The organism is Bifidobacterium sp. ESL0732 (assembly GCF_029395535.1).
In the GTDB taxonomy this organism is placed as follows: domain Bacteria; phylum Actinomycetota; class Actinomycetes; order Actinomycetales; family Bifidobacteriaceae; genus Bifidobacterium.
This window is the reverse complement of sequence record NZ_CP113920.1, coordinates 729,491-745,721: the sequence shown is the minus strand read 5'-3', so window position 1 is coordinate 745,721 and position 16,231 is coordinate 729,491. Positions and strand designations below refer to the sequence as shown.

12 protein-coding genes are annotated in these 16,231 nt (G+C 56.1%); 4 read left to right on the top strand and 8 right to left on the bottom strand.

Annotated features, from left to right (window positions below; all coding sequences use genetic code 11):
- Positions 1 to 4: 4 nt before the first annotated feature.
- From ftsH to OZX70_RS02725, 6 genes are read right to left on the bottom strand one after another with little or no spacing between them, the layout of a single operon-like run.
- The gene (ftsH, locus tag OZX70_RS02750; RefSeq protein ID WP_277181712.1) at positions 5 to 2,158 is read right to left on the bottom strand and encodes an ATP-dependent zinc metalloprotease FtsH; all 2,154 of its coding nucleotides are present in this window, start codon (positions 2,156 to 2,158) and stop codon (positions 5 to 7) included.
- Positions 2,155 to 2,718, bottom strand: a complete 564-nt coding sequence (gene hpt / locus OZX70_RS02745; RefSeq protein WP_277181711.1) for a hypoxanthine phosphoribosyltransferase — start codon at positions 2,716 to 2,718, stop codon at positions 2,155 to 2,157. The genes ftsH and hpt overlap by 4 nt, the downstream gene beginning before the upstream one ends.
- Position 2,719: 1 nt before the next feature.
- A complete protein-coding gene (tilS, locus tag OZX70_RS02740) occupies positions 2,720 to 3,808 on the bottom strand; it encodes a tRNA lysidine(34) synthetase TilS (RefSeq protein ID WP_277181710.1) in 1,089 nt (362 codons plus the stop codon).
- 8 nt (positions 3,809 to 3,816) lie between these two features.
- Positions 3,817 to 5,310 carry a D-alanyl-D-alanine carboxypeptidase gene (locus OZX70_RS02735; protein WP_277181709.1) on the bottom strand — a complete coding sequence of 498 codons (1,494 nt, stop codon included), beginning with the start codon at positions 5,308 to 5,310 and terminating at the stop codon, positions 3,817 to 3,819.
- A gap of 47 nt (positions 5,311 to 5,357) precedes the next feature.
- Positions 5,358 to 6,581 (bottom strand): glycosyltransferase family 2 protein, encoded by a 1,224-nt coding sequence (locus OZX70_RS02730; RefSeq protein ID WP_277181708.1) that lies wholly within the window; start codon positions 6,579 to 6,581, stop codon positions 5,358 to 5,360.
- 1 nt (position 6,582) lies between these two features.
- The gene (locus tag OZX70_RS02725; RefSeq protein WP_277181707.1) at positions 6,583 to 8,190 is read right to left on the bottom strand and encodes an AI-2E family transporter; all 1,608 of its coding nucleotides are present in this window, start codon (positions 8,188 to 8,190) and stop codon (positions 6,583 to 6,585) included.
- Positions 8,191 to 8,246: 56 nt separating this feature from the next.
- Between OZX70_RS02725 and OZX70_RS02720 the strand changes: the two genes are divergently transcribed.
- From OZX70_RS02720 to OZX70_RS02705, 4 genes are all read left to right on the top strand, one after another.
- A complete protein-coding gene (locus OZX70_RS02720) occupies positions 8,247 to 9,110 on the top strand; it encodes a glycosyltransferase family A protein (protein ID WP_277181706.1) in 864 nt (287 codons plus the stop codon).
- A gap of 94 nt (positions 9,111 to 9,204) precedes the next feature.
- A complete protein-coding gene (locus OZX70_RS02715; protein ID WP_277181705.1) occupies positions 9,205 to 9,975 on the top strand; it encodes a (S)-acetoin forming diacetyl reductase in 771 nt (256 codons plus the stop codon).
- Between the two features lie 306 nt (positions 9,976 to 10,281).
- Positions 10,282 to 11,001, top strand: coding sequence for an MgtC/SapB family protein (locus OZX70_RS02710; protein WP_277181704.1), 720 nt, complete (start codon positions 10,282 to 10,284; stop codon positions 10,999 to 11,001).
- 134 nt (positions 11,002 to 11,135) lie between these two features.
- Entirely contained in the window at positions 11,136 to 12,107 is a 972-nt protein-coding gene (locus tag OZX70_RS02705) for a polyprenyl synthetase family protein (RefSeq protein ID WP_277181703.1), read from the top strand.
- A 224-nt stretch (positions 12,108 to 12,331) separates the two neighbouring features.
- Here OZX70_RS02705 and cydC read toward each other — a convergent pair whose 3' ends face one another.
- Both cydC and OZX70_RS02695 read right to left on the bottom strand, forming a co-directional pair.
- Positions 12,332 to 14,203: a thiol reductant ABC exporter subunit CydC gene (cydC, locus tag OZX70_RS02700; RefSeq protein WP_277181702.1), complete on the bottom strand. Its 1,872-nt coding sequence runs from the start codon at positions 14,201 to 14,203 to the stop codon at positions 12,332 to 12,334.
- 19 nt (positions 14,204 to 14,222) lie between these two features.
- A complete protein-coding gene (locus OZX70_RS02695; protein WP_277181701.1) occupies positions 14,223 to 16,214 on the bottom strand; it encodes an ABC transporter ATP-binding protein/permease in 1,992 nt (663 codons plus the stop codon).
- Between the last annotated feature and the right edge of the window lie 17 nt (positions 16,215 to 16,231).

Below are 16,231 nucleotides of genomic sequence, written 5' to 3'. Positions count from 1 at the left end.
TGACTCACTCGGATTCTTCCGGCTTCATGCCGACCGAACGCTTGAGCGATTCGGGAATCGGCACCGGCGGAATATCGGAATCCGGCCGAGACGCGTCGGAAAGCCACAACTTGCGTTCCGGAGCCATCTTCAAGTTGGCGAAGATGAGCTTCAGCTCCTTCTCGTTCAAGGTTTCTTTGACGAGCAGCTGACGCACGAGCTCATCGAGCACGTCACGGTTGTCGGTGATGATCTGCCACGCCTCGGTGTGCGCGTTCTCGAGCATGCTGTGAACCTCTTCGTCGATGACGTCCTGCGTACGCTCGGAGTAGTCATGGATGAAGTTGTTGGCGGAATCCTCGCCGTGCTCGGAATCTCCCCACTTGACGGCGCCGAGCTTGGAGGATAGGCCGAATTCGATCACCATCTTGCGGGCGATCTGCGTCGCCTTTTCAATGTCGTTGGAAGCGCCCGTGGTCGGATCATGGAAGACGACTTCCTCGGCGGTACGTCCGCCCATCGCGTAGGCCATCTGGTCAAGCAACTCGTTACGGGACTGGGAATAGCGGTCCTGCGTCGGCATAACGGCGGTGTAGCCCAAGGCACGGCCTCGCGGAAGAATCGTCACTTTGGTCACCGGATCGGTGTTGTGCAGGGCAGCGGCCACCAGTGCGTGGCCTCCCTCGTGGTAGGCGGTGTTGCGCATCTCGTCGAGAGCCATGCCGCGCGACTGGCGCTTGGGGCCAGCCTGCACGCGGTCGATGGCTTCGTCAATGGCGCGGTTATCGATCAACTGGGATCCCACACGGGCGCACAGCAACGCGGCCTCGTTCAGCACATTGGCGAGATCTGCACCGGTGAAACCGGGCGTGCGCACGGCCACGGTGTGCAGATCGACGTCTGGGACGAACGGCTTACCTTTGGCGTGGACCTTGAGGATTTGCTCACGGCCTTCCAGATCAGGGGCCTCAACGGCCACCTGACGGTCGAAACGGCCAGGACGGAGCAACGCTTCATCAAGCACATCTGGACGGTTGGTGGCGGCGATGATGATGAGGTTGGTGTCGTTGTCGAAACCGTCCATTTCGACGAGCAGCTGGTTCAAGGTCTGCTCGCGCTCGTCGTGCCCTCCGCTCATGCCGGAGCCACGCTTGCGGCCGACGGCATCGATTTCATCGATGAAGATGATGGCCGGTGCGTTCTTCTTGGCCTCGTCGAAGAGGTCACGGACACGCGAAGCGCCGAGACCGACGAACATCTCTACGAAGTCGGAACCAGCCATGGAGTAGAACGGTACACCGGCCTCGCCTGCGACGGCTCGAGCAAGCAGCGTCTTACCTGTTCCAGGAGGGCCGTAGAGCAGCACGCCGCGCGGGATGCGAGCGCCCAACGCCTTGTACTTCGAAGGATCTTTGAGGAAGTCCTTGATCTCCTCGACTTCGGCCACGGCTGCTTCCTCGCCGGCCACGTCGGAGAATTTGGTGGTCGGGGTCTGCCCGTCGAGCAACTTTCCGTTGTCCTTCTTGCCACCCATGCCGAGCATGCCGTTCATTCCACCGCTCATCCGGCTGAAAAGCCACCAGCAAAGCACCAGAAGTATTACAAATGGCAACAGCGTCGAAATCAGATACGCCATCATGGAGTCGGACTGCATGTCCGCAGTCCAGCCGTTCTTTGGATCGGCCTTCTTGACGGCTTTCAGTACTTCAGGGCCTTCGGCCTGGGTGTAATAGAACTGGACATCACGGCCGTAATCGTGGTTGGCTTTCGTGTTCGGGTCGATCTTGTTGAAGTTCTGGTCAAGCTTCAGCTTAACCATCTGCTTGTTGTCGATGACTTGGATTCGGTTGGTGTTTCCCTGCGCGATGAGCTCCATACCATCTTTGGTATCGATGGTTTGGGTTCCGTTCGAATTGAAAAGCTCGAAGCCTGCGAACACCAGCAGCACCAATACGACGATCCAAAGCACCGGCGACTGCCAGAACGGCCGCTTTTCGTTTGGATTATGGTCGCCTTTGTTGTTGTTGCGACGGTTGTTGTTCTTGTTGCCGTTTCCATTATTGGAATTGTTGCCCCGATTGAAGGGGTTGAACGGATTGTTGTTCTGGTTATTGTTGTTTGGCCCGTTCGGGTTGCCCATCGGCCCCATGGGATTACGAGGATTCTGAGGATAGCTCATGCTGCTTCTCCTTGATAGACTGACGGCTTCAAAACTGCGATGGAATCAAGATTGCGAAAATGCTCTTTGTAGTCAAGGCCAAACCCGACAACGAATTCGTCGGGGACTTCATAACCCTTGTATTTCAGCGGTACTTCGACTTCACGACGGGAGGGTTTCTCCAGCAGCGCAAACACCTCGACGCTGGCCGCTCCACGTCCCTTGAGCTCACGAACAAGCCAGTCGAGCGTAAAGCCGGAATCGATGATGTCTTCGACGATCAAAACGTTGCGGCCCTTAACGTCGCAGGAAAGATCCTGTCGAACACTAATCTTCCCGCTGCTTTCAAGCCCTTCCCCATAGCTGGACAAGCTCATAAAATCCATCTGCACGTTAATGCTCAACGCCTGCGAAAACGCGGCCAGCGTGTTGACAGCACCTTTGAGCACAGCAACAAGCAGCAAATCCTTGCCTGCGTAATCCTTGCTTACCTGCGCTGCCACATCTTTGATTTTGCGTTCAATCTGTGCTTTTGACACCAATTCATGGTCGATCTGATCTTGTACATCCGCAATTTGCATATCACCCATTTTTACACACGCGAATGACGTGTTTCTGCCTATTGACTGAATATCCGCTGGGAAGCGAAAGCGCACCCTGGCCATGCCAATCGGTTACCAGCGCTTCGATGGACAAAACATGAGTGGAGGCAAACGATATATCAAGCTCGGCAAGCGCTCGGGCAATGGCTCGACGGCGAATCGCCGGATGGGCTTGCGCAAGCGGTTTGACACGTATGCTGGCCGCGGCACCGTCACTGCTGAAGCCAACAGCCTGACGGTACAGATCGTCAGCTGCCGCATCAAGGAAATCCTTGTCTTCACGTGCAACAAGTGCAGCTTGTGACAGATGTTCCGGAACATCTCCGCCGAAAAAGTCCGAAAGATAAGGCATGAGGGTATGCCGCACTCGGGAACGAAGCGGATAGTTTTGCGGCAACGGCTGGTCGGGCGGCACGGAATCGCCGTTGGTCGGATCGTCCCACCAGGCCATATTCAGTTCCCGGCAAATCGTTGTGGTCTGGCAACGGGTGAGGCCGAGGAACGGACGGACGAAGCGGATGCCGTCACGAACGAAGTCAGGCGGCATGCCCGCCAGCGCGTCGATACCGGCCGAACGGGTCAGCACATCCATCAAAACCGTTTCCGCCTGGTCATCGCGGGTATGCGCCAGCAGGACAGCCGCGGCACCGATGTGACGCGCGGTTTCGACGATGGCAACATATCGTGCCTGCCGTGCCGCGTCTTCGGTGCTCCGGCCACTTTCAGAACCTTCGACATTGATGGTACGTACGATGACGGGGTTCAGACCCAAGCTTTCGCAACGTGCCGCCGCATCTTGCGAGACTTTGCCGGAACCTGCCTGAAGCTGATGATCGACGATGACCGCCCCGCAGTGAATGCCCAGCATGCCGCAGACGGTATGGCTCACGGCCGCGAGCGCCAACGAATCCCTTCCTCCGGAACATGCCACCAAAACCGTGGGTGCATTCGCTTCGGGAACATGCTCGCCATGTTCGGCAAAATTGTCGCTTTGCCGCGAAATCCCCACAGTGGCAAGGGCGCTGCGAACGTCCCCGATAGCCTTTTTCATCGTCGCCGAATATGCCATAATCGCTCTCACAGACCCGCTAGCGCCGAAATGAAGCCGTCGACTGCGTTTTTGGCGGCCATATAGTCCTGCGGATTGTTGACGACGACCGCAAAGGCGAGCACCCCACCGTTCTTGCGCGAGACATTGCCGGCCATTGAAGTCACCTGATCCAAGGAACCGGATTTCACTCGCAACAGCCCTGCCGCGCTCGGATCGGCCAGACGGTTTCTGGCAGTGCCCACAAGCCCTGGAATGGATAATCCCTCAGCCGCGGCTGCACCCGGACCAACTTTGAGATTGCGACTCTGTACTTCGGCCAAGGTCTTGACCTCAAGCGAGGATCCTTCCGACAGGCCTGAGCAATCGGCCATGTGAAGATTCGTCGTGTCGACGCCGAGTTTGTCAAGTCTCGACTTGACTGCCTGGGTCGCTCCTTCCGGGCTGTCAGAAGCACCGGTTTTCAGGGCCAAAAGCCTGCCGAACTCCTCGATCAGGGTGTTGTCGGAATGACGCATTGTGAAGGCCATGACTTCGGCCAATGTAGCGGAAGTGACGGTCGCGATGGGTTTGGCGTCACTTTTGGGCTTTTCGCTGGTAACGTCTCCGTCCACCCCGATACCGCGCTGCGTGAGCAGGGAGGCGAAGACTGCTGCCGCGTCGTGCGCCGGCGTCGTGGACATTTCCGGATACTCGCTGTAAAGGTCGGGGTCGTGTTCCAGACCATTCCACTGCCGCCCCCCATCCACGGCCATCGAGGAGATGCCATTGTAATTGGTGTTGCCCGGATTGTTGGAGGCGATAGAAGCCGGGTAGCGCACGGAGCCAAACAACGTATCGTCGTATTTGAGGCGAATCCGGCTGACATTCTTGTTCTTCAACTGCGTTACGGCCTGGTCGGCGAGGGTGGAAAGGCCCGCCCTGCCGTTGATATGGTTGGGGTCGCTCGCACCTTCCCCAAGCAGCATATCCCCGTCCGATTTGAGCGTCAGGCTTGCCTCCTGCGTCTTGCTGGCTGCGGTGCCGGAGGGCACAGGGTCAAGCAGGGCCACGGTATGGAAGCTCGAGCCCATATCAAGCGTTGAGGAAACGGCCAATGCCGTCAGGGTCTTCATGGTCGACGCAGGTTCACGAGGTGTATCAAGATTATGGGAATCGACAATCTTGCCGTCGGCATCGGCTATGGCAACGGAAAAATCAGTACCCAAACCGGGCGTCGTGCTAAAGGCGTTAATCGCGGCATCCGCCGCGTTTTTGTCAATTGGCTTGTTCAAATCAGCAGAACCCGCGACGGACTTGGCAGCACGGACGGAACCGGATAACGCGGATGCCGTTTTTCCTGCGGGAAGTACCGTAAGAGGCCCCGGCATCACACCATTGATGTCGGCGACGAAATAACCGGCTGCGGCAAGCAGAGTCGCCACGACAGAGGCAACGATGCGCCAGGCACGGTTACGCGCCACATGCGTCGCCACGCGTGCGTGCGTACCGTGGCCAGAATGAAATGGTTTCGCTGTATCCACAACCTCTCCCCTATGTTACGCAGGCCAAGCCTAACCTTTGCAGGCAACTAGCCTTTGTGCTCGATTGGCTTCCACTGGGCCTTCGAGAAGATTGCCTGGAAGGAGATCGGTATGTAACTGGCCATATAGATGGGGAAGCTTAGGACGTAAGCCAAAAGCTCCTTGTTGGAGGCGCCAATCTGGCCGCGTTCCGCAAAAACCGTGAGAGCCGCGAGGAACATCATTCCCAACAGACCGATTGCACCGCCAACCACCCAGCTGGCCAACGAATTGATTTGGCTGGACCATGAGACGAAGCCAAAAGCGGCGAAAAGCAGACCAAACACCACACGTAATACACCAAGTACGGTAAACGGGCAAATCAGCATGGTGAAATCGACAGCAGAGAAATCGCGCTCGCGTACAGCCCTCTTAATCAGCTGCGGGCCGTAGTAACGGAAGACCTGCAGGAACCCTTTGCTCCAACGAAGTCTCTGCCGCCAGCTTTGACCGAAGGAATCGGGTTGCTCGTCGTAGAGGATGGCCGTACCGCAGTAGCCGATGCGGTCGCCATGCAAGACGGAATCCATCGTGAATTCGAGATCTTCGGTCAACAGGTGGAATTTCCAGCCGTTGTTGCGCTGCATCACCTCGCGCGAGAACATGAAGCCGGTGCCGCCCACATGGCAGCTGGAACCGAAAAGCATGCGCGAGTTGTTGAGGAAACGGGATTCGCGGATGAACCAGAGCGCCGAACCCGATGAGACCCAGTTGTCAGAGAGGTTGGTGGAGTTGCGGTAGCTGGTCAAAATCTTGAAGCCGGACTGGAAGGCCTTGTTCATTTCCTCGATATAGTGCTTGTCGAGCCGGTTGTCGGCATCGAAAACGAAGAAGGCGTCGTAGTCGTTGGCCACACCTTTGTCGATCATCGCGTCGAGCAGGTAGGTCAGCGCATAGCCTTTGCCAACCTGCTGCAAATTGTGACGTTCCACGACGTTGCATCCCATACCGCGTACCACCTCGGCGGTCTTGTCGGTGCAGTTGTCTGCCACCAACCAGATGTCGACAAGCTTGGAGGGATAGGTCTGCGCACGGATCGAATCGATGAGATTCGGCACGACGGTTTCCTCGTTGCGCGCCGAAATCAACACGGCATAGCGTTTGTCCATCGGAGCTTCGGGAAATGTAATACGGTGATGAAATAATGAAGCTACGATGCAGACCGCTTGGTAGCCGAGGCTCGCGGCACCCAGAATGAACATCAGGATGTCCAGGATATTCAGCAATACCATTTCAGCGCCACCTGACCCTCGGGTTATCCGTTTCTTCGTCCTTCACTTTCCTATTGACCATTTTACCTTGGGTAGCGTCCTTGGTTTTAGAGCCTGATTCCTTTACTTTTAAGGTATCAGCAGAGTCCTTGGCCTTGCCTTGCCGCAGTTCCTGCGTATCGAGGTCATCACTATCGTCCTCCCCGGTGCCCTTGAGCGTCTTGCGCGCCGGCTTTTCAGAATCGGAAAGCACCCCTTTGGGAATGGCGATGGTCTCGGATTCGTCGAGGTCATGGCTCGTGGATTTCCCATTCGATTCACTTGACATACGGTAGAACTCATCACGCAGATTGCGCCACTCGTCATCCGCGGGAACTCTTGCGCTTGAACCTTTCGCGGCACGAGGCATATGCTCGGCGACCGGCTGAACGACATGCTCGTTGAACGCTTCGGCGCCGGCGACGACCTTGGATTTCTTGACCGGTACCGGGTCGCTCATCAACGGCGACTCCACCAGCTCGTAGCGCTTGGTATACACCTTGAACAGGGCCTGCAGGCTGGCGGTGATAGGCAGGGCGAGGAAGGCGCCGAGCGCGCCGAACACCGCTCCCAAGACCAGCACCGAAAGGAAGGCGATGGCCGGGTTCAGATCCATGGTGCGCTGCGAGACCTTCGGCGAGATGATCAGATTCTCGATCTGCTGGTAGATGACGATGAAGACGACCACGGCCACCCCGTAGACGAACCCACGCGAGGACCAGGCGAAGATGACCGGCAACGCACCACCGATATAGGTGCCGATGGTCGGCACGAACTGCGAGACGATGCCGCAGAAAAGGGCCAGCGGCAGCCAGTTGGGCACCTTGATGATCATCAGGAATATCGAGGTGAAGAAGGCGTTGAACGCCGCGAGGATCGTACGAGAGAACAGGAAACCGGATATCTGGTCCTGCACGATGGTCCAGGCCAGTAGGAAGCGGCGCTGGGTGACGGGACCGAGCCACTGGCAAAGACTTCTGCGCATCTTCGGACCGGCGGCCGAAACATAGTACGTAACCATAACGATGGTCAGAATATTGATCAGGGCGCTCAAGAGCCCCATGGTGGTGCTTAACGCCTGACCGGCGAAATTGGTGACCCATGAAGTCTGCACGTTCTTGGCGATTTCGGTCCCGAGATTCGACATCTCCGGAAGCTTGAAGTCGGTGTATTGGGCCACAAGATTGCGCGCCTGTTCGTAAAGGTCGGGAATCCCCTTGATCATGGAAATCATCTGTTGGACAAACATGTTGCCGAACAGTCCCAGCAAGGCAAGCACGATGACAATCAGACCGACTAGAGTGGCTGCCGCGGCCGCCCCACGTTTCCATCCATGACGTACCAGACGGACGACCAGCGGCTCCATGGCGAGTGCGACGAAAATAGAGATGACGACATCAAGGACGATGAAGGAGACCTTGCTCCACGACCTGAAGATGAAGATGCAGACGAACACGGCTATTGCGGTATAAAGCAGGGCACGACCCCACCAATCCGGCGGCCTGCGGGAATCACCCTTCTGCGGGAAAACCGAGGCGAAATCTATCTTTTGGCTTTCGCTGTCACCAGTTTCATGTCCACGTTTCTTCATGATTTCCAATCCTACCCCGCCCCATGTGTAGACGACTTGGAATATCCTCGTATAACATGGTCAAAGTTTCCATCGTGATACCCGCGTACAACGAGCAGGAGCGCATCGTCAGCTGTCTGGCGAATGCCGTCTGCCAGTCTGTTGCACCTTATGAGGTCATCATTGTCGACAACAGGTCGAACGACCGGACCTGTGAATTGGTCGAACAATTCATTGCCAGCCACGCTGATTCACATGTGAAATTAGTCCATCAGAATAACGAGCAAGGACTTATCCCCACACGCAATTACGGATTCTCAGTGGCCACGGGAGACGTATACGGACGTATCGATGCCGACTGCATGCTCAAACCGGATTGGGTCGAGGTCGTCACCAACATCTTCGAGCGCGACCTGAGTGCCATGGGCGCCACAGGCCCGGCGGTCTATTACGATATGCCTGCCAAACACCTCGGGCTGGAAGGCGACAACAAGGTTCGCCAAGTCACCTATCGGGCGGACAACGACAAGGTGCTGCTCTTCGGCTCAAACATGGCGGTGCGCGCCAGCGCATGGGAGAAAATCAAGGACAAGGTCTGCCGCGACAAGCCGGACATCATGCATGAAGACATCGATATCTCCCTGCATCTGCTCGATCAGGGGCTTAAAACCGTCTATAGCGAAAAGATGATCACGGGGGTCTCGGCCCGCCGCATGGACACCTCGTTCTCCTCGTTCCGCAAGTATATGCAGCGCTTCCAGAACACCTTCGACGCCCACCCGAACCACACGAGAGCGCACGATACCGAACGCACGCTTTACGTCCTTTACCCGGCCTTGCGGGCCTTTTACCCGGTCTATCAGAAATATCTGAATCGCAAAAACATCAACCCTGCCCAACGCATTTGGAGCAAAGAACAGCATCAGATCCACAACCACTGATTGTGAACGCTAACATTTATTAGGTGAAATTAGGCAGAATACGGAATATAGTGACTTATGTCATATTATCGATCGCTTATAGGAAAGGTTCATCATGACAAAAGTTGCAATGATAACAGGCGGAGCACAAGGTATCGGCGAGGCAATCGCCAAGCGGCTGGCCAGTGATGGCTTCGCTGTGGCGGTCGCCGATCTCAACGAGAACAAGGCCCAGGAAGTGGCCGATGACATCGAAAAGGCAGGTGGCAAGGCCATCGCCGTCAGCCTCGACGTTTCTGACCAGAAGGCATTCAGCGACGCCGTTGACAACGTTGCTGAAAAGCTTGGCAGCTTTGATGTGATCGTCAACAATGCGGGTCTCGGCCCCACCACCCCGATTGAGAGCATCACCCCCGAGATGTTCGACAAGGTCGTCCACGTCAACGTGGCCGGCACCATCTGGGGCATCCAGGCCGCGGTGCGCAAGTTCCGCGAGAACAAGACCAAGGGCAAGATCATCAACGCCACCAGCCAGGCCGGCGTGGTCGGCAACCCGAACCTGATGCTCTACTCCTCTACCAAGTTCGCCATCCGCGGCATCACCCAGGTCGCCGCGCGCGACCTCGCCGCCGAGGGCATCACCGCCAACGCCTACGCGCCTGGCATCGTGAAGACCCCGATGATGATGGATATCGCCCACAACGTCGGCAAGAACGCCGGCAAGAGCGACGAGTGGGGCATGTCCACCTTCTCCAAGGACATCGCGCTCGGCCGCCTTTCCGAGCCCGAGGATGTGGCCGCGGCCGTTTCCTTCCTCGCCGGACCGGATTCCGACTATGTCACCGGCCAGACGCTCATCGTCGACGGCGGCATGCAGTTCCAGTGAGTCTGATTTCGCTTAACTGAACAGACGATGTGGGTGCCCGAAACATTCGTGGCACCCACATTTTTGTTACGGTCGTTCTGTCGCGGGCATTTTGCATTCTGGAATGATTGCAAATCCACACGATTCTCGGTTAAGTGCTACAATGTATAACCTATTCGGCGAAAAATTAGCAAAGACGACGAGATACGCCTAAGGGACCATCATAGTTATTACCATGGTAGTGAATTGTCCGGATGAGGCCAATGACGCGACTCTACGCAATAAACCGCGGTCTATCGACGATATAAAGGGAGAAGAGCGAAACCTATGGAAGTGCAACTGACGACGTGGGGCTGGCAGGCCCTTTATCTTTTCGAGGCATTGGTTCTCTCGAGTCTTATAGGACTCGAACGTCAGGCTAGACACAAGGACGCCGGCACACGCACGCACGCCCTCGTGGGCGTCGGATCGGCGCTGTTTGTAGTCATCAGCAAGTACGGCTTCATCGATATGCTCACGGCCTCCCCCAACATCAGGGTAGACGCGGCACGCGTGGCCGCGCAAATCGTCTCCGGCATCGGCTTCATCGGTGCAGGCGTCGTCTTCACCCAACGCAACCACGTGAGGGGACTGACCACCGCAGCCTCCATCTGGATGACCGCGGCAATTGGTTCGGCCTGCGGTGCGGGGCTTTTCGTTCCTGCACTGGTTTGCACCATCCTCTATTTCCTTGCCGTGACGCTGCTGCCTTTCCTCACCAGACTTATCGCCCCCGGAATTGGCAGTGACGACATGCTGCGTTTACGCTATACGGACGGGCATGGCATCCTACGTTCAATCCTTTCGGTCTGCGCCCAGCATGGAGTTTCCGTCGAAGGCTTTTCGACCAGAAAATCCAAAGACCAAGATGGCGAGGACCCAAGCACTCGAGGCCATATCGTTTCCGCCGACCTTGAAGTACGTGGACGCGATAGCAAAGAGCTTATCGGCGACCTGAGCGATATCGACGGAGTGATTTCTGTCACAAGAATTAATAATAACGATTGACATAACGCAAATCTACGACATCCGGTATGACTGGCCCGAAAGCTTTAGCTGTTCAATACCATTTAATATCGGCCATCATGCTATATTAGGTACGTTCGTCAGATTAATAGACATTTTCGAGAGGTCGGGTACGCATGCCAAATCAGCAGGAACTCCTGTTGCGCGATGATCTGAAGCGCGTGGTGCAAACGATGCACTCTGAAGAGGACAACGTGACCCCATATCGCGAGGATTACCGCCACCTGCTTGACAACCACGGCAAAATGATTCGCGCCTCACTGGTCCTGCTCTTCTCATACGTTGTCCAAGACGACAATCCCCACCATGTCAGCGACAAAGTCATCACCGGCGCGGCTGCCATCGAGATGCTGCACCTGGCCACTCTGGTCCATGATGACGTGCTCGACAACGCGTCCGTACGACGCAACGAACCGACCATCCAGACCGTGCGTGGCAACAAAGCCGCCATCTATCTGGGCGATTTGATTCTTTCGCGCTATATGGAAATCATCGCGACCATCGCCCCCGACACGGCGTTCATCGCCGAACAGGCCCATACCGTCAATGAGATCGTTTCCGGTGACTTGTTGCAGGAATCGGCGCGTCACGACATCAACACTTCCAAGGAATACTACGAACGCGCCATCACCGGCAAGACCGCAGCGCTCTTCCGCCTTGCGGCCATCACCGGCATCAAACTGACCACAGACTCCCCCTCACAGCAATCGCTTGAACAGGCGGCAAAATTCGGAGAGCATTTGGGCATCGCCTTCCAGATTCTCGATGATATAGGCGATTTTGACGTCGCCCACGACTCCGGCAAGCCGAAACTTGAAGACATCCGAGACGGCATTTACACGCTGCCCGTAATTCTGGCCGTCAAAGATGACCCTGCGTTTGCAGATATCGTCAAACTCGACGACCCACTGAAGGTGCTTGACTATTTCAACGCACATCCGCAGTACATCAAAGAATCCAAAGGCGAGGCGCTGAAACATCTGGAAGCGGCGAAGGCTATGATTGCCGACAGCAAGTACCCAGCAATCAGGCCAAGCACGGTCAAGGCTCTGGTCGACGTCATCGACAAATTCATCAAGACGCTTTGAGGCTCTGATATTTTGACATCTTGATGTTCTGATGTTCTGACGTTCTGACGTTCTGATGTTCTGATGTTCTGACGTTTTTCTGCTTCGACCCTTTAAATCCAAAACATTTCAAGCAATATCGATATCGAATGATTAATAGCGAAATAATTGACGGGCGGATGCCCGACTAAAGTCATCCGCCCGTCAATTCATTGTATTTCATGTCCCGGCTTCTCATTTTACTTTCAGCGAGCCGTTTCCAGCTCACCGACATCAAGACGATAGAGCTCGCGGAAACGCTCGTTGGTACGGTAGAGAGCGGCGGGAGCGCCCTGCATGGCGATCTTGCCATTGTCAAGGAAGATGACCTGATCGGATTGCTCGAGGCCCTGCAGATGATGGGTGACCCAGAGCATGGTGCGGTCGCCGGCGGCGGAGAATATCTTCGACATCAGCTCCCGTTCAGTGATCGGGTCGAGGCCGATGGTCGGCTCGTCCAACAAAATCATCGGGGTGTCCTTCAGCACAATACGAGCCAAGGCTATGCGCTGACGTTGGCCTCCGGAGAAGCGCTGACCCGCCTCGTCGACGGATGTGTCAATCCCGTCGGGAAGCGCCCGCACGGCATCATCAAGCTGCACGGCCTTGAGCGCCGCCCATACGTCGTCATCGGTCGCATCCGGAGCCCCAAGACGCACATTCTCGGCGATGGTTGAGTTGAAGAGGAACGCCTGCTGGTTCAAGTAGCCGAAGATGCGGGCACGCTCGTCCTGCAGCGCCGCCACAGGGATGCCGTTGATGGTGATGCTGCCTTGTTGTGGGACCAAATCGCCCAGCAGCAGCTGGAGGATCGTGGTCTTGCCCTCACCGCTGGGGCCGAGCAACGCGACCTTTTCTCCCGCCTTGATATGCAGGGTGAAGTCGTCGAGCAGCGTCGGTTGGCCGGGGCCGTAGGCGAACGTGACATGGTCGAAATCAATGCTTTCAATCGAACCGTCAAGCTTTTGCTGCTCAACCGGCACCTGCTGGCGTGCCTCGACGCGATTGGTCAGATTGTTCAAGTGCTCTAGCGAATCGCTATACAGCGGTATTTCGGCGGTGGCCTGAGCCACGTTGATGAAGCAATCGACCAGTGGGAAGACGGCAAGCACAATGGAGGCTGACCAATCGGCGATGGACTTGGAGCCCGTCATGGTCAAGCCCGCCCCGACCATCAGGCCGATGGCAATGACGCCGAAGACGACCTGGATGGCAAAGTTGCGCCAGCGTTCGAAAGTCTTCTGCTGGTCTTTGCTCTCCTGGATACGCCGGTACTCGTCGGCTCCGATGGAGACGAAGTCCTTGTCTTTGTGGGTAATGACCCAGTCACTCAGGCCGAGATAGCTTTCGGTGACCTTCGTGTATTCCTGCGCCTGCTGTTGCTTTTCCAGCGCGAAATGGCCGGTGGAGAAACTCAGCGAGACCAAAGGGATAAGAATCAACACCAACGCCAGCATCAGGAAGAGCAGCAACGAGGAGACCCACGAGAATACCCCCATGGCGATGGTGACGATGATCCAAAGGATATAAGCCACTACGGTGGGGAAAATGGTGCGCAGGTAGAAGTTCTCGAGGTGGTCGAGATCGTCGGCCAGGAGGCTCAGCACGCTGCCCGTACGTTCGTGCTCGTTGAGGAAGGCGGCGTCCTTGGAGAGGGTGCGGTAAAGCTGCACGCGCAACTTGGAGATGACATGGAGCACCCAGTCGTGGCTTTTGAGCTGTTCGACGTATTTGAACACTGGGCGGCCGATGCCGAAAGCACGCGTCAGGACGATCGGAACGTAGACCATGAGAATGTTATAGGGCATACGTGCCGAACGATTGATAAGGTATCCAGCGGTGAACATCAGAGCGGCAGCGCACACGAAGGTCATGGATCCGAGGAAGAAGATCATCGCAAGCTTGCGCTTGTTTTCCTTGAGATACGGCCAGAACCAGTGGTCATTGTCCCAAATTTTGAGGTAATCACGCAGTCTTGTCTTGCCGCCCTTCGTCGAGGCGGAAGCTACGGCCGCTGCTGTTTCACCGGTATTGTTCATGGTATTACCATTCGTGCTGCTGGGCTTGGAGGTCTTCATGGTTGCCGCTGCCTGTGTATCAGTCGAGGTATTGGTCAATCTGGTTACCTCCCATCTCGTCGATGAGGTGATCCAGCGGACCGCCTGCACCGATCAATTCCTTGGGTGTGCCGGATTCGACTATCTTGCCTTCGTCGAGGACAAGCACCTGGTCGACGTTCGCCAGCCAGTGAAGACGGTGTGTGGCGAGGACGACCAGATGATTTTCCATAATTGGCAATAGCGTCTTCTTCAAATCATATTCGGTTTCGATATCAAGGTGTGCAGTGGGCTCGTCAAAAAGCAACACTTCGCGCGACTTGTCGAGAAGGACTCTGGCAAGCGCGATACGCTGGGCCTGGCCGCCACTGATGCCGCGGTTGCCCTCCCCTATCTGGGTGTCAAGCCCATCGGCGAGTTCCGTGAGCCACTCGTCCAGACCAGCTTCGTGCGCGGCCGCCTTGACGTCTTCGAGGCTGGCGTCATTGACATAGAAACGAATATTGTCGGCAATGGAACCGCTAAATATATAGGGAGTCTGCGGAATGTAACTGATATGGCGTTGCCATGCCTCGACGTTGAAACTATCGAGTTTGTGGCCGTCAAGTTCAATGGAACCGGCGTGCGGGATGTTGAAGCCTGCGAGCAGATTGACCAGTGTCGATTTGCCGGCACCTGATTTACCGATGACAGCGATTTTGCCGTAACCATTGAAATCCATCGAAACATGATGCAAAGCGTCCGGCTGCGTGGCAACCTGTTGTTTGACGACTTTGCCTTCAGCGTCAGCCTCATCAGGTTCGGCACCTTTTTTGCCACGTCGGCGATGCCCCTTGGCTTTCGAACCAGACTTCGCAACGGTCTTGGAATCCGATTCGGAATTGTCGGAATTATCGGGCTTGGTATCGTCTTCTCCCTCGCGTTGCTGTTCGACGGCGTTCATGGCAACGCTATGACTCGCCACAGTCTGACTCTCGTCATCACCTTGAGGTCTACTGCCCTCAGGATAGGCGAAGTCGACATCCTCCAACTTGAGCTCGCTGTCGGCCTTCCAGCCGTCCCACTCCGTCTCGGTGTCCTGCGGAGTCTCGGGACTATCAATGAAGCTCATGATGTCGTGCAGGGCGTTCTTGCCGTCGAGGGTGGCGTGATAGTTGTCGCCGAACTGGCGCACCGGCAGGAAGTAATCAGGGGCCATGATCAGCGCGAACATGGCCGGGAACAGTGGCATGGTGCCGTTGACCAAACGCAGGCCCAGAAAAACGGCCATGATGGCGATACCAAGCGTGGTGAACCAATCCAATGCGAAGGTCGAGGTCATCGCGACCTTGAGCACGTCGATGGTGCGTTTGCGGAAGCGTTCGCTGACGCTGTAGATCTCGCCTTCGTATTCCTTATCGACGCCGAGCATCTTCAGGGTCGGCAGGCCGAGGATGCTGTCGACGAATTTGGTATTGAGAATATTGAATTGGGCATATTGTTTGTTGGAACGGTCGCGGGCGGCGAGTCCAAGGATGACCATGAAGAAAATGATAAGAGGATACATCAGCAACAGCACCAGGCCACTCACCCAGTCTTGCCACCAAACTGCTATGAGGATGACCAACGAAATGAGCATCATGTCGGTCATCTTCGGCAGGAGGATCTCGATATAACTTTTGACCTGATCAAGACCGTCAATGAGCATCGTCACCGTCGAACCGGTGCCGCGTGAGGCCAACGCCTGCGGACCAAGTCTGAAAATCTTGTGTTGTAGCTGCGGGCGAATCTGCCCGGCCACATATTTTCCGTATTTGCTGGAAATACGTTGCTTGGCCACATCGCATAAGTGACGCACGGCATAGAAAGCGAGGAACTCCAGAGAGGGGCCTATAAGCGTGGAAACCGCGTGAAGCTTCCATATCTCCACCAGTCCCCGCGCCAAGCCGTGGGCCTGGCCGACGATGGACAACGCCTGCACCAACGAGAGCAAGGCCAAAAGCCCCATACGCTGTCGTACCCCGTCGAACCTGAATAGACTTTTATCGATCACGACCAGTCCCAACTACT